Origin of the sequence: Tsuneonella dongtanensis, from assembly GCF_001698205.1 — a bacterium.
GTDB classification, from domain to species: domain Bacteria; phylum Pseudomonadota; class Alphaproteobacteria; order Sphingomonadales; family Sphingomonadaceae; genus Tsuneonella; species Tsuneonella dongtanensis.
This window is the reverse complement of record NZ_CP016591.1, coordinates 1,396,587-1,418,341: the sequence shown is the minus strand read 5'-3', so window position 1 is coordinate 1,418,341 and position 21,755 is coordinate 1,396,587. Positions and strand designations below refer to the sequence as shown.

The following is a 21,755-nucleotide window of genomic DNA, read 5'->3' as shown; positions in this document are numbered from 1 at the left end:
CATGGCTGCAAGGGCATTCTGGCAAGGCCAGATCCGGCTGGCGCTCGTTTCGATCCCGGTCGAAATCTACAGCGCCACCAAGTCGGGTGCGAAGATCAGTTTCAACCAGATCCACGAGCCGAGCGGCAAGCGCATCGCCTATGAAAAGGTGGTGCCGGGCATCGGGCCGGTCGACCGCGACGAGATCATCAAGGGATACGAAGTCTCGAAGGGCAATTACGTCCTCCTCGAGGACGACGAGATCGAGGCGGTCAAGATCGAGAGCAAGCGCACGCTGGAGCTGGTCCAGTTCGTCGACGCGTGCGAGATCGACCCGCTCTATTACGACAAGCCCTACTACGTCGCGCCGCAGGACGATCTTGCGGAAGAGGCATTCGTGGTCCTGCGCGAGGCGCTGCGAAAGGCGAAGAAGGTCGGGCTCGGCCAACTGTCAGTGCGAGGCAGCGAAAAGCTCGTCGCGATCAAGCCGTGCGGCAAGGGACTGCTGCTCGAAACGCTGCGCTATGCCGACGAGGTCCGCAAGGGCCAGTCGTTCTTCTCCGACATCGACGACAAGAAGCCCGATGCCGAGCTGCTCGATCTCGCGACGACGCTGATCGACAAGAAATCGGCTCCCTTCGACGCGAGCGAGTTCCACGATCGCTATGTCGATGGCCTGCGCAAGCTGATCGACAAGAAGGCCAAGTCGAAATCGGGCAAGAAGATCATCGAGGATGCAGGGAAGCCCGCGGGCAAGGGATCGGGCAACGTGATCGACCTGATGGCGGCGCTCAAGAAGTCGGTCGGCAGCGAAAAGGCGGCCCCGGCGAAGAAGGCATCGGCCAAGGAACCGGCGAAGCGGCGCAAGTCGGCCTGATCCATGGCGCGCCGCGACCCCCTGTCCGAATACAACGCCAAGCGCGACTTCGGGAAGACGCCCGAACCGGCGGGCAAGGCCGAGAGCAGCGCCGGCGGCGACCTTTTCATCGTCCAGAAGCACGATGCGACCCGCCTGCACTGGGACTTTCGTATCGAGGTCGATGGCGTGCTGAAAAGCTGGGCGGTCACCAAAGGGCCCTCGCCCGACCCTGACATCAAGCGGCTCGCGGTGCGGACAGAGGATCACCCGATGTCCTACGCCGAGTTCGAAGGCACGATCCCGAAGGGCGAATACGGCGGCGGCACGGTGATGCTGTGGGACCGGGGCACATGGGCGCCGATCGCGGGGAAAAGCGCAAAGGACCTCGACAAGGGGCACCTGCACTTCACGCTCGACGGAGAACGGATGAAGGGCGAGTGGCTGCTGATCCGCCTCAAGCCGCGGCCCGGCGAGAAGCGCGAGAACTGGTTGCTGCGCAAGATCGCCGACGAACACGCGCAGGAAGGCGACGGCCTTGTCGAGCGCGAGCTCACCAGCGTGCTGACCGGGCGATCCATGGCAGAGATCGCGGCCGACAAGGCCGGCGAGTACTCGCTCGCCGGCAAGAAGGACGACGCTTTCCTCGCCCAGATGGAAAAGGCGGCGGCGCACAATGCGGGCAAGTCCCGCAAGCGCAAGGCCGGTCGATCGGCGCCCTTGCCGAAGTTCCGCAAGCCGCAGCTGGCCACCCTGGTCGACGACGTGCCGTCCGGAAACCGCTGGATGCACGAGATTAAGTTCGACGGATACCGCGCGCTCGTCGCGGTCAAGGGCAAGGACGTGCGCGTCTATACCCGCAACGGCAAGGACTGGACCGACAAGTTCTCCCCGCTCGTGAAGGCGATCGCCGCGCTCGACCTTCCGCCCTCGCTGATCGATGGCGAGATCGTCGCCACCGACGGCGACGGGAACCCCAGCTTCTCGGCACTGCAGGCCGTTCTCAAGCGCGGGCACGGTGCCCAGAAGGCGGGCGATGCGCTGGAATTCCACGCGTTCGACCTGCTCGAGCTTGGCGGAGAGGACCTTGCCGCACTGCCCAACATCGAAAGGAAGGAGCGTCTCGAAGCGCTGCTCGGCACCGCCGACGCGCCGATCCACGTCGCCGACCACGTCATCGGAGCGGGCGAGAAGCTCTATCGCACTATGTGCGATGCGGGACAGGAAGGGATCATCTCCAAGACGATCGATGGAACTTACGCGAGCCGCCGGTCGAAATCCTGGGTGAAAGTGAAATGCACCCGGCGGCAGGAGTTCGTTATCGTCGGCTGGAAGAAGTCGAGCGCGAAGGGCCGCCCGTTCGCGTCACTGCTCCTCGCCCAGAACGAAGGGGACAAGCTCGTCTATAAAGGCAACGTCGGCACCGGATTCGATGCGACGACGATGGACGACCTGGCGAAGAGATTGCGGCCGCTCGAACGCAAGACCGCGCCGGTCGAGGTCGACAGGACTTCGGCGCGCGGGGTAACCTGGGTGTCGCCCAAGCTCGTCGCCGAGATCGCATTCGCCGAATTCACCGCCGACGGAAACGTGCGTCACGGCAGCTTCGTGGGATTGCGGGGCGACAAGAAGTCGGCCGATGTCGTGCCCGAGAAGGCGGCGCCTGCGCCCGAGGAAGACGAGCCGGTCGCGATTTCCAGCCGCGAGCGCGTGATATTTCCCGACAGCGGCCAGACCAAGGGCGATCTGGCCGACTACTACGCGGCCGTAGCGCCGATAATGCTGCCGTTCGCAGCGCGCCGCCCCATCAGCCTCGTCCGGTGTCCGCAGGGCCGCGCGAAGAAATGCTTCTTCCAGAAGCACGACAGCGGCAGTTTCGGCGACGCGGTGCACCACGTTCCGATCCGCGAAAAGGATGGCGGGAGCGAGGACTACCTCTACGTCGAAGACCTGCGCGGGCTCCTGCAATGCGTGCAGATGGGCACGATCGAATTCCACGGCTGGGCTGCGCGCAGCGATGCAGTGGAAATGCCCGACCGGATGATCTTCGACCTCGACCCGGACGAGGGTCTCGGGTTCGACGACGTGAAGACCGCAGCGACCGACATCCGCGACCGGCTCGCCGATATGGGCCTCGTCAGCTTCGCGATGCTGTCGGGCGGAAAGGGCGTGCACGTCGTCGTGCCGCTTTCGACTGGCCATTCATGGGATGAGCACAAGGATTTCGCGCGGCACTTCGCCGAAGCCCTGTCGCTCGCCGAGCCCGATCGGTTCGTCGCGACGATGAGCAAGGCCAAGCGCAAGGGCAAGATCTTCATCGACTGGCTGCGCAACCAGCGCGGGTCGACCGCGGTCCTGCCCTATTCGGCCCGCGCACGCAGCGGCGCACCGGTCGCGGTTCCGATCGCATGGAACGAGCTCAAGACGATGGACAACGCCCACCCCTTCAGCATCGACGACGCAAAGCGCCTGCTGGACCGTGCGGGGTCCAAGGCCTTGGCCGGATGGGGCTTCGCCGAGCAGAGCCTGCCCGAGTACTGAGCCCGATCAGCCGAACCCCACGTCGAGGAAGCTCGGACGCGGGCCGTTCCATTCGCCAGGCTGCAACGGCGGCCCGTCGTCGTGGTCGCGGCGGGGGCGATCGTCGCGGCGCGGGCGTTCGGCGCGGGGCGCACGCTCGGCGCGGGGTTCGCGCTCGCGGCGCGGGCGCTCCGTTTGCTCTTCGCGCTCGCGGCGAGGCGCGCGTTCGGCCTGCTCCTCACGCTCTTCCTGCGGCTCGGGCGCTTTCAGTTCGACCCGCACGTCCTTCTTGCCGAACACCGGGATCGTCGCCTTGGTCAGCTTCTCGACGTTCTCGATCGCTTCGGCATCGTCTTCGGCGACGAACGTGAAGGCACGGCCCTTGGCGCCCGCGCGGCCCGTCCGTCCGATGCGGTGGACGTAGTCGTCGGGGTGCCACGGCGTGTCGAAGTTGAACACGTGGCTCACCCCCTTGATGTCGAGCCCGCGCGCGGCGACATCGGACGCGACGAGGATGTTCACTTCGCCGCTCTTGAACCGGTCGAGTTCCTTAATCCGGCTCGCCTGGTCCATGTCGCCGTGGATCTCGCTCGAGCGGAAACCGTGGCTCTGCAGGCTCTTGTTGACCTCGCGAACGGTGGTTTTGCGGTTGGCGAAGATGATCGCGGTTTCGACGAGGTCGTTCTTCAGCAGCCAGCGCAGCGTCTCGCGCTTGGCGCGGGACTTCACCGGCACCTTGAACGCGGTGATGTTCTCGTTGGTCGATGCCGCGCGGCTCACCTCGATCCGCTTGGGATTGGTGAGGAACTTCTTCGCCAGGTTCTCGATCGGCTTGGGCATCGTCGCCGAGAACAGCATTGTCTGGCGCGTTTCCGGAAGCTTCGAGCAGATGAATTCGATGTCGGGGATGAACCCCATGTCGAGCATCCGGTCGGCCTCGTCGATCACGAGGAGTTCGCAGCCGGTGAGCAGGATCTTGCCGCGCTCGAACAGGTCCATCAGCCGGCCCGGCGTGGCGATCAGGATGTCGACGCCTTCGTTCAGCGCCTTCAGCTGGTCGCCCATCTGCACGCCGCCGATCAGCAGCGCCATCTTGAGGTCGTGGTTCTTGCCGTACTTCTCGAAGTTCTCGGCCACCTGCGCGGCAAGCTCGCGCGTCGGCTCGAGAATCAGGCTGCGCGGCATCAGCGCGCGGCGGCGGCCGTGGCTCATGATGTCGATCATCGGCAGCACGAAGCTGGCGGTCTTGCCGGTTCCGGTCTGGGCGATACCGATGATGTCCTTCATCATCAGGACCGGCGGGATCGCCTGCGCCTGGATAGGCGTGGGCTCGGTATAGCCGGCCGCTTCGACCGCCTTGAGCAATTCGGGAGAGAGGCCGAGATCGGCGAAGGTCATGCTGATAAGGATTTCCGGGTTGTGTGGGCGGCGAGCGCCCGAAGCGTATACGGATAAGACACCCGTCACGTTCCGCGCGCGCCCCTGCGCGCAAAGGGGGCGAAAGTCAAGGTTGGCGGACGACCTGACCGGCCCGATCAGTCGTCGGTGGCGACGAGCTGGCGCATCCGGCTGATCGCACAGCTTGCCCCGGCGCGCGAGTGGAGCTTGTCGCGCTCGATGCAGAGCAGGCCGTCGCCCGTCCGCTCGAGGTAAAAGCCCGAATAGAAATCGCGCGCATGGCACGCCTTTTCGAGGCTGGCCGCCACCAGCCGCTGGTCGCGCATGAACAGCAGCAGCCTGCCGCCTGCGTCGGCCTGCACCGCGGCAATGCCCGAAACCGGCACGCATTTGCCCATCTTGCGCTCGCTGAGCTTGGCCGGGGCTGCGGCATCGGGCGCCATTTCGGCCAGCATGGACGGGCGAATCGCGGGATCGCGCGGCGCGATGCGGATCGTCACCCGCTGCTCGATCCGTACCTGCCTGACATTCACACCGTCGACAAAATCGACGACTTCGATGGCCTCGCGCTCGACCGCGACCGGTTCAGGCGCTGATTCGCTGGCTCCCAGCGTGGGAACGAGGAGCGCCAGCGGGGCGAGGAGGGCGAACGACGGGTGCATTGTCTGGTCGGCGGTCGTCTGTGCGGATAGCGCACGCGCTTGAATAGCGGCTTAATCCGCAAGCGGAACCCTCCGAAGTGCTGGCATCCCCGGGCCGCGTCGTGTCATAGCGAGACGATGCCGACCGACCGCTCCGCCTTTCTTGCCGAAGCCGCAGACCTGCTCGGGCCGCGGGGCCTGACCGGAGACCCCGACCTTCTCGCGCCCTGGCTGACCGACTGGCGCGGGCGGTTCACCGGGCGCGCGCTCGCGATGGCATCCCCCGCATCGACCGCGGAAGTGGCCGCGCTGGTCCGGTTGTGCGGCCGCCACGGGGTGCCGATCGTACCGCAAGGCGGCAACAGCGGGATGTGCGGCGGCGCCACGCCCGACCCGGAAGGCGACGCGCTGTTGCTTTCGCTGCGGCGGATGGCCGCGATCCGCTCGTTCGATGCCGAGGCGAAGCAGATCGTCTGCGAGGCAGGCGTGGTCCTTCAGACCCTGCACGAAGCGGTCGAGAAGAAGGGACTGCGCTTCCCCCTTACCCTCGGCGGCAAGGGGTCTGCGACGGTGGGCGGCCTGATCTCGACCAACGCCGGGGGGACGCAGGTCCTGCGCCACGGATCGATGCGCGCCCAGGTGCTCGGAATCGAGGCCGTGCTCGCCGACGGCAGCGTCTTTTCCGCGCTCGTCCCTCTCAAGAAGGACAACCGCGGGTTCGACCTCAAGCAGCTCCTGATCGGGTCCGAAGGTACGCTCGGCATCGTTACGGCGGCGACGCTGCGCCTCCTGCCCGCGATCGCCGAGCGGCGCGTGCTGTGGGCCGGCGTGCCCTCTCTCGAAGGGGCACGCGCACTGCTCCTCCATGCCCAGGAGATTGCCGGCGACGCGCTCGAGGGCTTCGAGGTCATGCCCCAGCACACGCTCGACAACGTGGTGGCGCACCTTCCCGGAGCCCGCGCCCCGCTCGGCGGCCGGCACGAATGGCACGCGCTGATCGAGCTTGTCGCGGACGGGTCCGGCGCCGATGGGCTGCCCGATCTTGCCGAGAACCTGCTGGGACGCGCGTTCGAGGCCGGCCTGATCGAAGATGCCGCGATCGCCGCCAGCGAGACGCAGGCCGAAGCGTTCTGGGCCTTGCGCGATTCAATCGCCCCGGCCGAGCGGGCCCAGGGGCCCGCGGTCCAGCACGACATCTCGGTCGCGGTCGAGCGGATGCCGGCCTTCGTCGACACAGCGGTGCCGCTGATGGAGGCTACGTGGCCCGGCAGCCGCGCGGTCGCATTCGGCCACCTGGGCGATGGAAATATCCACTTCCACGTCATTGCGCCGCCGGGAGTCGACCCGCTGGAGTGGCAGACCGGCGACGGCAAGGCGATCAGCGACCAGGTCTATGCCCTCGTCACCGAATGGAACGGATCGATCAGCGCGGAGCACGGCATCGGGCAGTTGAAGCGCGACGCGCTGGAAAAGCTGGGCGATCCCGTCGCGCTGGCGATGATGCGCCGCGTCAAGGACGCGCTCGATCCGCAAGGGCTTCTCAACCCGGGAAAACTCGTCCCGCTTGCGCCCGTGGACGCCACCAACTAAAGCGCGCCCTTCCGTGCGCGGCCCCCTGCGCTCGCGCGAACCGAAATTCAGCTCACCGGAGAGTCATCATGGCCAGCGCGCCGCAGCCCAGCCTTCCCCTGTTCTACAACGACCTCATGCCGCTCAACAGCCGCGACCACGCCAAGTGGCGCGCCCGTCCGCTTGAATCGATCGACTGGCTGAAGAACCAGCACGCCGTGCCGCTGACCGCCGAGGAGTTCATCCAGGCGCAGCGTGACTTCCCGATCATTTTTAGCGCCGGCGATGACCCGGTGCCGCTGGCGCTCATGGGCATGAACGAGGGCGTAAACACCTTCATCGACGACGAAGGCAAGCCTGTCGGCGATTTCTATCTTCCGGCTTATGCGCGCCGCTATCCCTACATGCTGGCCAAGCTTACGCCCGATGCGCAAGAGCTTTCTCTATGTTTCGATCCGACCTGCAAGGCAATCGGCGCGCACAAGGATGGCGAGGCGCTGTTCGCCGACGATGGCCAGCCGGCCGACCCGGTAAAGGCCGCGCTCGAATTCTGCGAGCAATTCGAACAGGCTGGCGCCAAAACGCAGACCTTCATGGAGGCGCTCAAGAAGCACGACCTCATCATGGACGGAGAAATCGCGATTACGCAGAACGACAAGCCCGACGCTCCGTTCGTTTATCGCGGGTTCGGCATGATCAACGAGGAAAAGCTGCGCGCGCTTGATGCCGAGCTGGTCAACGAATGGAACGGCAACGGGATGCTGGCGCTGATCTATGCCCACCTGTTCTCGCTCGACCGGATGCGGATCATTTTCGGGCGCCAGGTCGCCCAGGGCAAGATGGCATCTCTTCAGGCTGCGTCAGCCAACGCCTGAGGCGACGAAACGCCCCGTCCGCACGGTCGGACGGGGCTTGAAACCGGTCTCTCCCGAGACTACTTACAGTTCATCTGGATCGCGCTTCCCTCATGGCCGGTCCGGACTTGGTGCACTTCGGTGCACCTCCTCCCTGAACCTTGGCCACCTGGTGCGATGCACCAGGTGGTTTTTTCTTGGTGCCTACTCCGCCGCCAGCGGCAGCCTTGCGCCGCCCATGTCGGCGACTTCGCTGGCCAGTGCGCGGACCAGTCCGGCCAGCGTCCGGGCGACGCCTGCGAAGCGCCCACTCGGTTCGGCGAATCGCGCATCGAGGTAGCTCGTCCGGCACACCTCTATCTGCAGCGCATGGATACCGCGCGCAGGAAGCGCATGGCGGTCGAGAACGTAGCCACCCGCATAGGGCCGGTTGTGCAGCGCCACGCGGTCGTGCCGCTCGAAGAAGGCAAAGGCCGACCGGACCAGCCGGTGCTGGCAGCTCGCCCCGAACCGGTCGCCGATCACGAACTCGCCCGGACGCTGCTCGCCTGGCCGCGTGGCAAGCGGGGGCATCGAATGCAGGTCGATCAGCAGCACCGCGCCCCACCGGTCGCGCAGATCCTCCAGCGCCCCGGCGAGCGCCGCGTGATAGGGCGCGTGAACACCGGCGATCCGCGCCTCCAGCTCTTCCCGGTCCAGCCGGTTCTTCCAGATCTCGCCCAGGCCGGTCAGTCGGCGCGGAACCAGCCCCAGCCCGCTTCGCGCACGGCGATTCGCTGCGGAATGGCGCACGCCATTCGGCGCTCCTTCAGCGACCATCGACCAGTCCATGTCGTCCGTCGCACGGTTGAGGTCGAGCATCGCGCGCGGCGCATTGGCGACGAGCAGCGCGGCGCCGGTCGCCGAGGCGACTGCATCAGCCAGGCGATCGACATGGCGGTCCTCCAGCCGCAGCGCGGCAAACTCCGCGTCGCGCATCCGTTCGATCAGCTGCGGGGGGTAGGTCTTGCCGCCGTGGGGCGCAGCGATCAGCACCGGGATCGGCGCACCGGCGGGGCGGCGAAGCGTGAAAGCCGGCACGGCGCTGCCGGGGATTTCGCCCCCGCCCTCGCCTTCGATGCCGCCGATTGCCGTGCCGCCGTCCATGACCGCAGAAGTAATCATGCAAAGGCCTGTGTCAAAGCAGCTCGCTCGGCTGCGCGCGAAAGATTTCTTAATCGCATCGGCGTATGGTCCTGCCCATGAACGACCAGCCCCAGATTCGCATCCTGCTCGCAGAGGATGAGGAAGCGATGCGCACCTATCTTGCGCGCGCACTCGAGAACGCCGGATATTCCGTTGTCGCCGTCGATCGCGGGACCGAGGCGATACCGCACCTCGAATCGTCGCATTTCGACCTGCTGCTGTCGGACATCGTCATGCCCGAGATGGACGGGATCGAGCTGGCCCAGCGCTGCAACGAGGTGTCGCCGGCGACGAAGGTGATGTTCATCACCGGGTTCGCCGCGGTCACGCTGAAGGCCAGCCGCGAGCAGCCGCGCGCCAAGGTCCTGTCGAAACCGTTCCATCTCAAGGACCTGGTGCTCGAAGTCGACCGGATGTTCCACTCGGAAGCCGTCGCGCGCATCTGACCACTTGCCACTTGGCGGGACCGTCGCTAGATGGCCCTCCGCTCGATGGTGTGGGCGTATAGCTCAGTGGTAGAGCACTATGTTGACATCGTAGGGGTCGGAAGTTCAATCCTTCCTACGCCCACCATCGGGGCCCAACGAAAAGGCGTCGCGCAAGCGGCGCCTTTTGCGTTTCGGCGCCGTGCGATCGGGGCTGGCCTTGCACCCCCGCCCCGCCCTGCTAAAGCGCGCGCACACCTTCACACAGCAGGACCGACATGGCGAAAATCAAGGTAGCGAACCCGGTCGTCGAGATCGACGGCGACGAGATGACCCGCATCATCTGGCAATGGATCCGCGAGCGGCTGATCCTGCCCTACCTCGACGTGGACCTCCAGTATTACGACCTGTCGATCGAAAACCGCGACGCGACCGACGACAAGGTCACCGTCGATTGCGCCAATGCCATCAAGGCCTGCGGCGTGGGCGTGAAGTGCGCGACGATCACCCCGGACGAGGCACGGGTCGAGGAATTCGGCCTCAAGAAGATGTGGAAGAGCCCCAACGGCACGATCCGCAACATCCTCGGCGGCGTGGTTTTCCGCGAACCGATCGTCATTTCCAACGTGCCGCGGCTGGTGCCGGGCTGGACCGACCCGATCGTCGTGGGACGCCATGCCTTCGGCGACCAGTACCGCGCGACCGACACGCTGATCCCCGGTCCCGGCAAGCTGCGCCTGGTGTTCGACGGCGAGGACGGCACCAAGATCGACCTCGACGTGTTCGACTTCCCCAGCGCCGGCGTTGCGATGGCAATGTACAACCTCGACGATTCGATCCGCGACTTCGCCCGCGCCAGCTTCAACTACGGTCTCAACCTCGGCTGGCCGGTATACCTTTCGACCAAGAACACGATCATGAAGGCCTACGACGGGCGCTTCAAGGACCTGTTCCAGGAGGTCTTCGACACCGAGGGCTTCGCGGCGAAGTTCAAGGAGAAGGGCATCGTCTACGAGCACCGCCTGATCGACGACATGGTCGCCTCGGCGCTCAAGTGGTCGGGCAAGTTCGTGTGGGCGTGCAAGAACTACGACGGCGACGTGCAGTCGGATACCGTCGCGCAGGGCTTCGGCTCGCTCGGCCTGATGACTTCGGTCCTCATGGCGCCCGACGGCAAGACCGTCGAGGCGGAGGCCGCCCACGGCACCGTCACCCGCCACTACCGCCAGCACCAGCAGGGCAAGGCGACCAGCACCAACCCGATCGCCAGCATCTTCGCCTGGACGCAAGGGCTCAGCTACCGCGGCAAGTTCGACGGCACGCCCGAGGTGGTTAAGTTCGCCGAGACGCTCGAGCGCGTCTGCATCGAGACCGTCGAGAGCGGCAAGATGACCAAGGACCTGGCGCTCCTCATCGGCCCCGAACAGCCCTGGATGACCACCGAGAAATTCTTCGAGGCGATCGTCGAGAACCTCGAGAAGGAAATGGCCGCCTGGGCGTGATGCCTCGAGGGTGAAACCAACGCGCCGCTGGGTCATTGCATGACCATTGGGACCGGGTCGGCCTGAGGCTGCACCCGGTCCTTTCGTATTCGAACGCAAGGAAGACCATGGCCCGCACGCCCCGAAAGAAGAGCGAGAAATTCGGCCAGCGCCGGCTCGAGATCCGCAATGCGCGGGCCAAGGACATTCCCGGCATCGCCGCGCTCGTCCGCCGCGTCTACGACGACATGCCCGCCTATACCCACGGCGAGATCCGCGGGCAGATCAACAATTTCCGCGAGGGATGCTTCGTCGCGCTGCTCGACGAGCAGGTGGTGGGCTATTGCGCGACGATGCAGGTGGCCGAGGGGCTCGCGTTCCAGGACCACGACTGGGACGAAATCACCGGCAACGGCTTCGGCAGCCGCCACGACCCGACCGGCGACTGGCTCTACGGCTACGAGATGTGCGTCGACCCCAAGGTTCGCGGTGTGCGCATCGGCCGGCGGCTCTACGAGGAACGCCGCGCATTGGCGGAAGAGCGCGACCTCCAGGGCATCATCTTCGCGGGCCGGATGCCGGGATACCGCCGCGCCAAGCGCAAGGTCTCGGGGCCGCAGGACTACCTCGACCAGGTCGTCGCGGGCAAGCTGCACGATCCCGTCCTGCGCTTCCAGCTCGCCAACGGGTTCGAGCCCGAGCGCGTGCTGGAAAACTACCTGCCCGAGGACAAGGCATCGGAAGCCAACGCCGTGATGATGGTCTGGCGCAACCCCTACGTGGAAAGCGACCAGCCCGCCAAGAAGCGCCTGCCGCGCGGTGTGGAGAGCGTGCGCGTCGCCACCTGCCAGCTCCAGGCGCGCGCGGTGAAGGACTACGACGAGTTCCTCTCCACCGTCCGCTATTTCGTCGACGTCGCAAGCGATTACGAGGCGGACTTCATCCTCTTTCCCGAACTCTTCACGCTGATGCTACTGAGCTACGAGGAAAAGGAACTTTCGCCCGTCGAGGCGATCGAGCGCCTGAGCGAATACACCCCGCGCCTCAAGACCGACATTTCCGACATGGCGATGCGGTTCAACATCAACATCATCGCCGGCAGCCATCCGACGATGATGGACGACGGCGACATCCACAACGTCGCCTACGTCTGTCTGCGCGACGGGTCGGTGCACGAGCAGGAAAAGATCCACCCCACCCCCAACGAGCGGTACTGGTGGAACATCAAGGGCGGCGACAAGATCGACGTGATCCAGACCGACTGCGGCCCGATCGGGGTGCAGATTTGCTACGACAGCGAGTTCCCCGAACTCAGCCGCCGCCTCGCCGACGAGGGCGCGCGCATCATCTTCGTGCCGTTCTGCACCGACAGCCGGCAGGGCTACCTGCGGGTGCGCTATTGCGGGCAGGCGCGTGCGATCGAGAACCAGTGCTTCGTGGTCCTCAGCGGCAACGTCGGCAACCTGCCCAACGTCGGCAACATGGACATCCAGTACGCGCAGAGCTGCATCCTGACGCCTTGCGACTTCCCCTTCGCGCGCGACGGCATTGCGGCGGAAGCGACCGAGAACGTCGAGACCCTGACGATCAGCGACATCAACCTTGCCGACCTTTCATGGGCCCGCGCCGAAGGCACGGTGCGCAACCTCGCCGACCGCCGGTTCGATCTCTACCGGATCGAGTGGGACGAGCACGGCAAGCACCCCGGCAAGCCCCGCCCCCGCCGCGAGCCGCTGGGCGGGCCCCACGGACCCGGCGGCGGCTAGCGCAGCGCTGGCTGCGCACTCCGTCGCGGAGCGGGCGCGGCCCTGCCCTTCTTCGTCACCTTCGACAGCACGCCTTCTAGCACGGGCGTCATCGCGCCCAGCCGCCTGGCCTTGATCACGACGTCCCACAGCGGCTCGAACTTCTTCCAGCCAGCCGCGTAGGCGAAGTGCTTGAGGCTGTGCTTGGCGGTCTCGTGGCTCAGCGCGCCGCGGGCGATGTTGGCCCAGCCGTAGAACGTCCTGTAGGCACGCCAGTACCCCGCCTCGAGCGCCTCCGGCGACAGCTTCGCGGGCCGATAGACCACGTGGCGCGTATCGTAGAGGTCCCAGTCCTGCGTCGTGATCCTTCCCTGCGCGGTCATTTCGCGATGAAGCGCGGTGCCGGGATAGGGCGTCTGGATGTGGAACGTCGCGGTGGTGACGCCATGCCGCACCGCCCAGTCGACCGTCCGGTCGAACACGTCCGGACCGTCATCGTCCATCCCGAACACGAAACTGCCGTTGATCATGATGCCGAGATCGGAAAGGCGCCGCGTCACCTGGGCGTAGTCGCGCGCGAGGTTCTGCTTCTTGTTGCTGTCCTTGAGGTTCTGCGGGCTGAAGGTCTCGAAACCGACGAACAGGCTCCTCAGGCCAGCCTCCGCCGCCTTCTCGATGAGTTCGCCGCGCAGCACGCTGTCCACCGTCGCCGCGCCCTGGAAAAGGCGGCCCATCCCGCGCATCCCCTCGAACAGCCCTTCGGCAAAGCGCCGGTCGCCGAGCAGGTGGTCGTCGAGGAAATAGAGGTGCTTGCCCGGCAGGCGCTCAATCTCGCCCAGCGCTTCATCGATCCGCTGGGTGTAGAACCCGCGACCCCCGGCGAAGAACGCGTCCTTGTAACAGAACGAACAGTGCTGCGGACAGCCGCGCGTGACGACGATCGAGTTCGGCACGAGATAGAGCTGCCGCTTGATGAGGTCGCGGCGTACCCGGGGTATTCCCTCGATCGTCCGCCCGCCGCCGGAAATGTAGCGAGCGCTGGCATGGCCGGCCCGCCAGTCCCGCAGGAAGCAGGGAAATGTCTGCTCGCCCGGCCCGATGAAGATCGTGTCGGCGTGGGCGGCCGCCTCTTCCGGAAGCGAGGTCACATGCAGCCCGCCGAGCACGACGTAACACCCCTTCGCGCGATAATGGTCGGCGATCGCATAGGCGCGATAGGCGTTGGTGATGTAGACTTGGATCACCACGAGGTCGGGCGCATCGTCGGTCCGCAGCCGTTCGACGTGGTCGTCGACCAGTTCCACGTGCCATTCCTGCGGCAGGAACCCGGCGAGCGTCGCCAGCCCCAGCGGCGGGAACAGCGAATACTTGATCGGGCGGAACAGCGGACTCCTGGCCTCCGTGAGCGCGGGGAGGATCATCTTGACGTGCATCGGGCATCTCCTTGCGGGGAGACGCCGACCTGGACGGTCACGCGATGAGGGGCATGAGCGGAAAATGAGGGCCCGCTGAAAAATTTCGATTTGCGCTCGCAGAGGCGCTGAGGCGCAGAGGATTGCTTTCAGCGCGAATGGTTGTTCACGACGCGGCGGATGCCTTCCTTCATCGTTTCCCCGGAGAAATTGAGAAGGAGACCGACCTGGCGGTCGGTCAGACGCAGATATGTAAGGAGCTGCTTTGCGTGAAGATTGCTCAAACGCTCCACCGATTTGACTTCGACGATCAAGACACCCTCGACAAGCAGGTCGACGCGAAACGCGGCTGGGATGGAAAGACCAGCGTAATCGATATCGATCGGCACCTGCCGGGCGACCTCAAGTCCACGGCGGCGTAATGCCGCCTCCAGCACGGTTTCGTAAACGCTCTCGAGCAGTCCCGGACCCAATTCCCGGTGAATGCGAATGCATTCATCGACCACACTCCCGCTTATTTCGTCGACCGCGACCATAATCGAACCCTCTCTGCGCCTCCGCGCCTCTGCGAGCGAAAATTTCTCTCAAGACGACAGTTGCGGCGACCGCACGTGTTCCTGACGGATGCCGTGGCCGATGAAGTAACCGGGAATGCGGCGCAGAAGCGGGAACCGGTTTAGCAGGCGCAGAGGGAGCGGCGGTTCGAGCGGGACGCCGGCGCGGCCTTCGATCAGCGGTTGCAGGACGCGCTCGTGCGCGGCGCGCTGGAAGCCCTGGATCACCTTGGTGGGCCACATCCGGCGGTCCTGCACCTTCGGCAGCAGCGCATCGACGTTTTCTCCGCGCGCCAGCGGCGCGGCGAGCAGGTTCGCCGTGGCCACCGCATCCTGGATCGCGAGATTGATGCCGATCCCGCCGACGGGGCTCATCGCGTGCGCCGCATCGCCGATCGCGAGCAGACCCGGGCGCGACCATTCGGTCAGCCGGTCGAGCGCTACCGACAGCAGGCGCACCGCGCTCCAGTCGGGCAGCGCCTCGTCGATCGTATCGACTTCGGGCAGGGCCATGCGCACGTCGTCGCGAAAGGCCTCGATCCCGCGCTCCTTGACCGCTTCCGCGCCGCCCTTGGCGATGACCGACGCGCATTGCCAGTAATCGCCGCGGTCGATCAGGACGAACAGGCGATATCCGCGGATTACCCCGCGCAGTGCCGTCCCGGCCCCCGCCTTGGGGACGGCGAACCAGAACACGTCGATCGGGGCCCCGAGCGATTCGAGCGGCAGCACTTCCCGCACGCTGGAATCGCGGCCGTCGCAGCGCAGGACGAGGTGGCGTGCGCGGATCTCGCTGCCATCGGCGAGGCGCACGCCGACTGTGCGCCCGCCTTCCTCGATCATGCCCGTGACTTCCGCCTCCATCCGCAGGGCGAAGCGCGGAAAGGCGCGAAGCTCCTCGCGCAGGAAGTCGAGGAACTCCCACTGCGGCATCATCGCGATGAACGGCGCGGGCATGTCCAGCTGCCGCAGGTCGCCGATCATGAGCTTGCGTTCGTTGTACCAGATTTCCGCATGGTCGAGCCGGTTGTGCGGCCGCGCGAGAAAGCGGTCCAGCATGCCCATTTCGTCGAGCAACTGCATGGTCGAGGGATGGACGGTGTCGCCACGGAAATCGCGGAAGAAGTCGCCGTGTTTCTCGAGCACCGTCACGCCCACGCCCGCGCGCGCAAGCAGCAGCGCAGCCATCATTCCGGCGGGCCCGCCCCCGACGACGACGACATCGGATTCCATGCCGTCCGGACTATCGGATTACCCGCCCAAAGAACATTTGATTTTCCTACTCGGGGCCTGAGCGGCTAGCACGGTCGCCATGTTCTCCATCCCACCGTTTCTCTTACTGCCCGCCCCGGAGGCCTCCCGCCCCGAAGGTCACGAATCCAACGCCCGATCCTGCCGGTTTACGGATGGGATCCGGGTCGCGGGAGTTTTTCGAAACATGGGGATGACTGTGACAGCGGGGCCGCACGGATGACCGAAGGCCTGACCCATTCGACAACCTTGTCCGACGCGCTGGTGATCCTCGGCGCGGCCGGCATCGTCATCCCGGTCTTCCACCGGTTCCGCATCACGCCCGTCATCGGCTTCATCCTCATCGGCATCCTTGTCGGGCCCTTCGGCCTCGGCCGGCTCGTGCCGCAGGCGCCGTGGCTCTACCATGTGACGATCACAGAGCCCGAAGCGCTCGTGCCCTTCGCCGAATTCGGAATCATCCTGCTGCTGTTCACCATCGGCCTCGAACTGTCGTTCAATCGCCTGTGGACCATGCGCAAACTGGTGTTCGGCCTTGGCGCGCTTGAACTGCTCATCATAGGTGCGCTGCTCGCAGGTGTTTTCACCGTGAGCGGACAGGGGACCACGGCCGCGCTGGCGCTCGGCTTTGCGCTCGCGCTCTCATCCACCGCGATCGTTCTGCCGATCTCCGGCACATCGAGTCCGGTCGGCCGTGCCGCGCTGTCGATGCTCTTGTTCGAAGACATCGCCATCGTGCCGATGATCTTCGTGCTCGGCGCACTCGCCCCCTATGCGCAGGCCGACGGCTGGGAAGGCCTTGTCGATACGCTGTGGCAGGGGCTGGTGGTCGTCATCGCGCTGCTCGTCATCGGGCGGCTGGCGCTCCCTCGCCTGTTCGCGCAGGCGGCGCGGACCAAGAGCCCCGAGCTGTTCCTCGCCGCCAGCCTGCTCGTCGTGATCGGCGCAAGTCTGGCGACCGCAGCGGTCGGCCTGTCGCCCATCGTCGGCGCGCTGATCGCCGGACTGCTGATCGCGGAGACCGAGTATCACGGCGAGGTCGAGGGGATCATCGAGCCGTTCAAGGGCATGGCGCTGGGCATCTTCCTGATCACCGTCGGGATGAGCATCGACGTGATGAAGGTCTGGGACGACATCGGCGCGATTGCGGTCGCGGTCGTCGGGGTGCTCGTGCTGAAGGCGCTGGTCACCAGCATCCTGCTGCGACTGATGGGCGCCCGCCGCAGCACCGCGGCCGAGACGGGCCTGCTCATGGCATCGCCCAGCGAGACCACCCTGATCGTGCTGTCGGCGGCAACCGCCGCGCTGCTGATCGACCGCGAGACCGCCCAGTTCTGGCAGATCGTCACCGCTATCGGGCTGACCGTCACGCCGCTGCTCGCTCGTCTCGGCCGCGCCGTCGCACGGCGGGTCGAGCCTGCGCCCGAGGTCTCTGAGCGCCAGGGTGGCGAAAGCCCCGCGATCATAGTGGGAGCGGGACGCGTGGGACGGTTGGTGGCCGACATGCTCCTCGTCCACGGCAAGCCCTACGTCGCCATCGACACGGACGCCGACATGGTCGAACGCGCCAGGCGCAAGGGCTACAATGCGACCTTCGGCGATGCTGCGCGAAGCAAGGCGCTGGACCGGCTGGGCATCGAGACAGCGCCGGCGGTGATCCTGACCATGGATGAGCCGGTACTAGCGCAGCGGCTGACCGCGAAGCTGCGCAAGGCGCACCCGCAATTGCCGATCATCGCCCGTGCCCGCGATCTCAACCACGCGACGGTCCTCTACCGGATGGGCGCAAGCCACGCGGTGCCCGAAACCCTCGAAAGCTCGCTTCAGTTGAGCGAGGCGGTGCTGGTCGACCTCGGGGTCGCGATGGGGCCGGTGATCGCCTCGATCCACGAGAAGCGCGACGAGTTCCGCGAGCAGATCAGGCGCGAGGCGAACCTCGGACACACGCCCAAGCTGCGGACCGGCTCTGCCGAGACCGGATAGAACCGCTGGCTCGTTCGTTGGGTAGTTGAAAGGAAATCCACATGAGCGATCTCAAGCAGCGGCCGGATGCCGCCCCCAAGGAACAATCGGGCGAGGAAAAGGGGCCGATCAAGGGCCCCCAGCGCACCGACGACGTCACGCAGGTCAAGGATACCGCTCGAGGCAGCGGCCCTGCCACTCGTGCTGCGAGCGGCCACCGCGGCTAATTGGCCGCAGAAGCGATCAGGTGGTTGCGGCGACGCCGGTAAGCGCGCGCCGGACTGCCTCGATCGCTTCGGCTCCCTTTGAACCGTCAGGGCCACCGCCCTGCGCCATGTCAGCGCGGCCGCCGCCGCCCTTGCCCCCGAGTGCCTCGACGCCTGCGCGGACGAGGTCGACCGCGCTGATGTGGTCGGTCAGGTCGTCGGTGACCGCCGCCGCGATCGCGCCCTTCCCGTCGTTGACCGCGACGATTGCCGCGACCCCAGAACCGAGCCGCGCCTTGGCTTCGTCGAGCAGGCCGCGCAGGGCCTTCGCCTCCAGGCCTTCGATGACCTGGCCGGAGAACTTCACCCCGCCCACGTCCTCGTCTGCCACCGCAGGCTTCCCCGCCCCGCCACCGCCCAGCGCCAGGGCTTTCTTCGCCTCGGCAAGCTCGCGCTCCAGCCGCTTGCGGTCATCGAGCAGTGCTGCAAGCCGTGCAGGCACGTCTTCGGGCGCGGCACGGATCGCGGACGCGGCCTCCTTCAGCGCATCCTCGCGCGCAACGAGCCATTGGCGCGCCGCTTCGCCGGTCAGCGCTTCGATCCGGCGCACTCCGCTGGACACTGCGCTCTCGGAAACGATGCGGAACACGCCGATGTCGCCGGTCGCACGCACGTGCGTGCCGCCGCACAATTCGACCGAGTAATGCCGGCCCTCGTCGCCCGCACGGCCCATGCTGAGGACACGGACCTCGTCGCCGTACTTTTCGCCGAACAGCGCCAATGCACCCGCCTGCACCGCATCGTCGGGAGTCATCAGACGCGTGGTCACCGTCTCGTTGGCGCGGATTTCGGCGTTCACCTCTGCCTCGACCGCGGCGATGTCCTCATCAGTAAGCGGCTTGGGATGCGAGAAGTCGAACCGGAAGCGGTCGTCGGCGACCAGCGATCCCTTCTGCGTCACGTGCTCGCCGAGCCGGTGGCGCAAGGCCGCGTGAACGAGGTGGGTCGCCGAATGGTTGGCGCGAATGCGATCACGCCGGTCGGCATCCACCCACAGGTGGACGACGTCGCCGACCTTGATCGTGCCCGCTTCGACCGTCCCGTGATGCGCATGGAGCCGGCCGAGCGGCTTGCCCGTGTCGGTCACCGCGATCTTCAAACCGTCCGAGGTCGTCATGGTGCCGGCATCACCCGACTGCCCGCCGCTCTCGCCATAGAACGGGGTCTGGTTGGTGAGCACGATCACGCTCTCGCCCGCGCCCGCCGACTGGACCTCCGCACCGTCGCGTACCAAGGCCACGACGCGCCCTTCCCCCTCGGTCGAGGTGTAACCGGTGAATTCGGTGCCGCCTTCGCGCTCGGCGATGTCGAACCACAGCTCGCCGTCGGCGGCTTGCCCGCTCCCCTTCCAAGCCGCGCGCGCAGCGGCCTTTTGCCGGGCCATCGCCGCATCGAAGCCGTCCCGTTCCACCGCGATTCCGCGGCTGCGGAGCGCGTCCTCGGTCAGGTCGTACGGAAAGCCGTACGTGTCGTAGAGCTTGAACGCGGTTTCGCCGTCGAGTTCTCCGCCTTCGCCCATCGAACCGGTCACTTCGTCGAGGAGCTTCAGGCCGTTCGCCAGCGTCCGACGGAACTGGGTTTCCTCACGCTCCAGCGTCTCTTCGATGAGCGGCTGCGCGCGGCCAAGCTCAGGATAGGCCTGCCCCATCTCCGCCACCAGCGCGGGCACCAGCCGGTGCATCAGAGGCTCCTTCGCGCCCAGCAGGTGGGCATGACGCATCGCGCGGCGCATGATGCGCCGCAGGACATAGCCGCGGCCCTCGTTCGACGGCAGCACGCCATCGGCCAGAAGGAAGCTGGTCGACCGCAAGTGATCGGCGATGACCCTGTGGCTCGCCTTCTGGTCGCCCTCGGCCCGGACACCGGTCAGGCCCTCGCTCGCGCCGATGAGCGCCTTGAACGTGTCGGTGTCGTAATTGTCCGGGATACCCTGCATCACGGCCGCGATACGCTCGAGGCCCATGCCGGTATCGATGCTCGGCTTGGGCAGGTCGGCCACGATCTCGTCGGCCGCCTGCTCGTACTGCATGAACACGAGGTTCCAGATCTCGACGAAGCGATCGCCGTCCTCATCCGGGCTTCCGGGCGGGCCGCCGAATATGTGGTCGCCGTGGTCGTAGAAGATTTCCGAGCATGGTCCGCACGGACCATCGCTGCCCATCGCCCAGAAGTTGTCCTTCGTCGGAATGCGGATGATCCGCGCTTCGGGCAGGCCGCTGATCTTGCGCCAGAGGTCGAACGCCTCGTCGTCGGTGTGATAGACGGTGGCGGTCAGGCGGTCGGGCGCGAGGCCCCATTCCCTGGTCAGCAGCGTCCACGCGTGCGTGATCGCCTGCTCCTTGAAGTAATCCCCGAAGCTGAAGTTACCGAGCATCTCGAAGAACGTGTGATGCCGTGCGGTGTAGCCGACATTGTCGAGGTCGTTGTGCTTTCCGCCTGCGCGGACGCATTTCTGGCTCGAGGCTGCAGTGGCGCTCGGCGGGGTCTCGAGCCCGGTGAAGACGTTCTTGAACGGCACCATGCCGGCGTTGACGAACATCAGCGTCGGGTCGTTGTACGGCACGAGCGGGGCGCTCGGCACGACGCGATGCCCCGCGCTCGCGAAGTAGTCGAGGAAACTGCGGCGGATGTCGTTGGTCGAGGTCATGGCCGACCGCAGGTAATTGCTGCGACCGCGAGCGACAAGCGAATTAAGGTCGAATCATGGCAGCTCTAGAGAGGAGCCATGGCGCTCACTATCCATGCGGCCGCTTCAAGAGCGACGATCGAACCATCGCGGCGGTCGGTCAGGAACCGCTCGAGGCGGTCGACGAAATGGCTTCGGGCATCGGGGTCCAGTTCGGCAGCCGCCGCAGCCGCGGGTCCGATGGCGAGGAAATAGGTCAGCGCGTCGGCGACCGGATCGCCCCCGGCACCCGCGACGTAGGCAAAATCGAGCCTTTCGAAGGCGATCTCCCGCCAGCCGGCCTGGGCCAGGATGGCCTCGACGTGAGCGGGATCGGCAAAGGCGAACGGCCCGGGCGCGCCGGGAGGAGGAACCGAGGCCACGCCTGGAGGCAAGAGGTCGGCGATACCGCTCGCCCACGGATTCTCCGCTCGGTCGCGGAAGCACGAGAACAGCAACCTCGCTGAGGGTGCCGCAATCGCGCGCAAGTGAGCGAACGCGGCCGCCGGATCGTCGAAGAACATGACGCCGTGACGGGAAATCAACAGGTCCGGCGCCGCCCCTTCGGGATTCCAGCTTGCGGCGTCGGCCAGCGTGAAGCGGACGTTCGTTAGGGTGTCGGCCCGCTCACGAGCCGCGACGACAAGCGGTTCGCTGACGTCCACCCCGTCGACGCGGGAACGCGGATGCTCGCGCGCGAGCGCGAGCGAGAGCTCGCCCGCTCCGCATCCGACATCGAGGATCTGGCGCAAGGGCGCCTGGCGGGCGCGATCGAGGAGCCGCTGGGTGACGCCCGCGAAGCTGCGGTCGGTGCGCCGCCATTCGTCGGCCCATTTACGGCCTGTACGGCCCTCCCAGTCGCTGCGACCCGTCATCCGTCCTCCTGCTGCCCAAGCGCCCAATCGTCGCGGACGATCTGACACACATGCCATTATTGCAGAAACGGAAAAGCCGGTGCGGGCCGCTAGGACACTCGCACCGGCTTTCCGGTT

Annotated in this window: 17 protein-coding genes and 1 tRNA gene; 10 read left to right on the top strand and 8 right to left on the bottom strand. The window is 66.2% G+C overall.

What is annotated here, in order from left to right; all coding sequences use genetic code 11:
* The first annotated feature begins 1 nt into the window (after nucleotide 1).
* Nucleotides 2–856: a non-homologous end joining protein Ku gene (ku, locus tag A6F68_RS06805; protein ID WP_067677707.1), complete on the top strand. Its 855-nt coding sequence runs from the start codon at nucleotides 2–4 to the stop codon at nucleotides 854–856.
* Between the two features lie 3 nt (nucleotides 857–859).
* Nucleotides 860–3,376, top strand: a complete 2,517-nt coding sequence (gene ligD / locus A6F68_RS06800; RefSeq protein WP_067677704.1) for a DNA ligase D — start codon at nucleotides 860–862, stop codon at nucleotides 3,374–3,376.
* Between the two features lie 6 nt (nucleotides 3,377–3,382).
* Here the strand turns inward: ligD and A6F68_RS06795 are convergent, their stop codons facing one another.
* The gene (locus A6F68_RS06795; protein WP_067677699.1) at nucleotides 3,383–4,753 is read right to left on the bottom strand and encodes a DEAD/DEAH box helicase; all 1,371 of its coding nucleotides are present in this window, start codon (nucleotides 4,751–4,753) and stop codon (nucleotides 3,383–3,385) included.
* Nucleotides 4,754–4,890: 137 nt separating this feature from the next.
* Nucleotides 4,891–5,415, bottom strand: coding sequence for a hypothetical protein (locus A6F68_RS06790; protein WP_067677695.1), 525 nt, complete (start codon nucleotides 5,413–5,415; stop codon nucleotides 4,891–4,893).
* 117 nt (nucleotides 5,416–5,532) lie between these two features.
* Between A6F68_RS06790 and A6F68_RS06785 the strand changes: the two genes are divergently transcribed.
* Nucleotides 5,533–6,984 (top strand): FAD-binding oxidoreductase, encoded by a 1,452-nt coding sequence (locus A6F68_RS06785; RefSeq protein WP_067677692.1) that lies wholly within the window; start codon nucleotides 5,533–5,535, stop codon nucleotides 6,982–6,984.
* 68 nt (nucleotides 6,985–7,052) lie between these two features.
* The gene (locus A6F68_RS06780) at nucleotides 7,053–7,838 is read left to right on the top strand and encodes a SapC family protein (protein WP_067677689.1); all 786 of its coding nucleotides are present in this window, start codon (nucleotides 7,053–7,055) and stop codon (nucleotides 7,836–7,838) included.
* A 183-nt stretch (nucleotides 7,839–8,021) separates the two neighbouring features.
* On the opposite strand, the gene A6F68_RS06775 is transcribed toward A6F68_RS06780, so the two are convergent.
* Complete coding sequence (locus A6F68_RS06775) at nucleotides 8,022–8,981, bottom strand: N-formylglutamate amidohydrolase (RefSeq protein WP_067677687.1); 960 nt, start codon at nucleotides 8,979–8,981, stop codon at nucleotides 8,022–8,024.
* A 77-nt stretch (nucleotides 8,982–9,058) separates the two neighbouring features.
* On the opposite strand from A6F68_RS06775, the gene cpdR reads away from it, so the two are divergent.
* The 4 genes from cpdR to A6F68_RS06755 all read left to right on the top strand — a co-directional run bounded on the left by cpdR (nucleotide 9,059) and on the right by A6F68_RS06755 (nucleotide 12,674).
* Nucleotides 9,059–9,448, top strand: a complete 390-nt coding sequence (gene cpdR / locus A6F68_RS06770) for a cell cycle two-component system response regulator CpdR (RefSeq protein ID WP_067682216.1) — start codon at nucleotides 9,059–9,061, stop codon at nucleotides 9,446–9,448.
* A 52-nt stretch (nucleotides 9,449–9,500) separates the two neighbouring features.
* Nucleotides 9,501–9,575: transfer RNA gene (locus A6F68_RS06765), tRNA-Val, on the top strand.
* A 130-nt stretch (nucleotides 9,576–9,705) separates the two neighbouring features.
* Entirely contained in the window at nucleotides 9,706–10,929 is a 1,224-nt protein-coding gene (locus A6F68_RS06760; protein WP_067677684.1) for an NADP-dependent isocitrate dehydrogenase, read from the top strand.
* A 107-nt stretch (nucleotides 10,930–11,036) separates the two neighbouring features.
* The gene (locus A6F68_RS06755) at nucleotides 11,037–12,674 is read left to right on the top strand and encodes a bifunctional GNAT family N-acetyltransferase/carbon-nitrogen hydrolase family protein (RefSeq protein ID WP_067677681.1); all 1,638 of its coding nucleotides are present in this window, start codon (nucleotides 11,037–11,039) and stop codon (nucleotides 12,672–12,674) included.
* Here A6F68_RS06755 and A6F68_RS06750 read toward each other — a convergent pair.
* The 3 genes from A6F68_RS06750 to A6F68_RS06740 all read right to left on the bottom strand — a co-directional run bounded on the left by A6F68_RS06750 (nucleotide 12,671) and on the right by A6F68_RS06740 (nucleotide 15,852).
* Nucleotides 12,671–14,086, bottom strand: coding sequence for a B12-binding domain-containing radical SAM protein (locus A6F68_RS06750; RefSeq protein WP_067677678.1), 1,416 nt, complete (start codon nucleotides 14,084–14,086; stop codon nucleotides 12,671–12,673). The two genes, A6F68_RS06755 and A6F68_RS06750, sit on opposite strands and share 4 nt — an antisense overlap.
* Nucleotides 14,087–14,214: 128 nt before the next feature.
* Nucleotides 14,215–14,601, bottom strand: coding sequence for a GxxExxY protein (locus A6F68_RS06745; protein ID WP_067677675.1), 387 nt, complete (start codon nucleotides 14,599–14,601; stop codon nucleotides 14,215–14,217).
* 48 nt (nucleotides 14,602–14,649) lie between these two features.
* Complete coding sequence (locus A6F68_RS06740) at nucleotides 14,650–15,852, bottom strand: FAD-dependent oxidoreductase (protein ID WP_067677672.1); 1,203 nt, start codon at nucleotides 15,850–15,852, stop codon at nucleotides 14,650–14,652.
* Between the two features lie 237 nt (nucleotides 15,853–16,089).
* On the opposite strand from A6F68_RS06740, the gene A6F68_RS06735 reads away from it, so the two are divergent.
* Both A6F68_RS06735 and A6F68_RS15005 read left to right on the top strand, forming a co-directional pair.
* Nucleotides 16,090–17,853 (top strand): cation:proton antiporter domain-containing protein, encoded by a 1,764-nt coding sequence (locus A6F68_RS06735; protein ID WP_067677669.1) that lies wholly within the window; start codon nucleotides 16,090–16,092, stop codon nucleotides 17,851–17,853.
* Nucleotides 17,854–17,894: 41 nt separating this feature from the next.
* The gene (locus A6F68_RS15005) at nucleotides 17,895–18,059 is read left to right on the top strand and encodes a hypothetical protein (protein WP_157096678.1); all 165 of its coding nucleotides are present in this window, start codon (nucleotides 17,895–17,897) and stop codon (nucleotides 18,057–18,059) included.
* Between the two features lie 16 nt (nucleotides 18,060–18,075).
* On the opposite strand, the gene alaS is transcribed toward A6F68_RS15005, so the two are convergent.
* Together alaS and A6F68_RS06725 are read right to left on the bottom strand one after the other, a co-directional pair.
* Nucleotides 18,076–20,745 (bottom strand): alanine--tRNA ligase, encoded by a 2,670-nt coding sequence (gene alaS, locus A6F68_RS06730; protein ID WP_067677665.1) that lies wholly within the window; start codon nucleotides 20,743–20,745, stop codon nucleotides 18,076–18,078.
* 65 nt (nucleotides 20,746–20,810) lie between these two features.
* A complete protein-coding gene (locus A6F68_RS06725) occupies nucleotides 20,811–21,638 on the bottom strand; it encodes a class I SAM-dependent methyltransferase (RefSeq protein ID WP_067677662.1) in 828 nt (275 codons plus the stop codon).
* Between the last annotated feature and the right edge of the window lie 117 nt (nucleotides 21,639–21,755).

Excerpts from the sequence above, each read along its gene's own strand:
- ligD (WP_067677704.1), top strand. The coding sequence starts at position 860 with ATGGCGCGCCGCGACCCCCTGTCCGAATACAACGCCAAGCGCGACTTC.
- A6F68_RS06755 (WP_067677681.1), top strand. The coding sequence starts at position 11,037 with ATGGCCCGCACGCCCCGAAAGAAGAGCGAGAAATTCGGCCAGCGCCGG.
- A6F68_RS06725 (WP_067677662.1), bottom strand. The coding sequence starts at position 21,638 with ATGACGGGTCGCAGCGACTGGGAGGGCCGTACAGGCCGTAAATGGGCC.
- A6F68_RS06780 (WP_067677689.1), top strand. The coding sequence starts at position 7,053 with ATGGCCAGCGCGCCGCAGCCCAGCCTTCCCCTGTTCTACAACGACCTC.
- A6F68_RS06735 (WP_067677669.1), top strand. The coding sequence starts at position 16,090 with ATGACCGAAGGCCTGACCCATTCGACAACCTTGTCCGACGCGCTGGTG.
- A6F68_RS06795 (WP_067677699.1), bottom strand. The coding sequence starts at position 4,753 with ATGACCTTCGCCGATCTCGGCCTCTCTCCCGAATTGCTCAAGGCGGTC.
- alaS (WP_067677665.1), bottom strand. The coding sequence starts at position 20,745 with ATGACCTCGACCAACGACATCCGCCGCAGTTTCCTCGACTACTTCGCG.
- A6F68_RS06740 (WP_067677672.1), bottom strand. The coding sequence starts at position 15,852 with ATGGAATCCGATGTCGTCGTCGTCGGGGGCGGGCCCGCCGGAATGATG.
- A6F68_RS06750 (WP_067677678.1), bottom strand. The coding sequence starts at position 14,086 with ATGCACGTCAAGATGATCCTCCCCGCGCTCACGGAGGCCAGGAGTCCG.
- A6F68_RS06790 (WP_067677695.1), bottom strand. The coding sequence starts at position 5,415 with ATGCACCCGTCGTTCGCCCTCCTCGCCCCGCTGGCGCTCCTCGTTCCC.
- A6F68_RS06745 (WP_067677675.1), bottom strand. The coding sequence starts at position 14,601 with ATGGTCGCGGTCGACGAAATAAGCGGGAGTGTGGTCGATGAATGCATT.
- A6F68_RS15005 (WP_157096678.1), top strand. The coding sequence starts at position 17,895 with ATGAGCGATCTCAAGCAGCGGCCGGATGCCGCCCCCAAGGAACAATCG.
- ku (WP_067677707.1), top strand. The coding sequence starts at position 2 with ATGGCTGCAAGGGCATTCTGGCAAGGCCAGATCCGGCTGGCGCTCGTT.
- A6F68_RS06785 (WP_067677692.1), top strand. The coding sequence starts at position 5,533 with ATGCCGACCGACCGCTCCGCCTTTCTTGCCGAAGCCGCAGACCTGCTC.
- A6F68_RS06775 (WP_067677687.1), bottom strand. The coding sequence starts at position 8,981 with ATGATTACTTCTGCGGTCATGGACGGCGGCACGGCAATCGGCGGCATC.
- A6F68_RS06760 (WP_067677684.1), top strand. The coding sequence starts at position 9,706 with ATGGCGAAAATCAAGGTAGCGAACCCGGTCGTCGAGATCGACGGCGAC.
- cpdR (WP_067682216.1), top strand. The coding sequence starts at position 9,059 with ATGAACGACCAGCCCCAGATTCGCATCCTGCTCGCAGAGGATGAGGAA.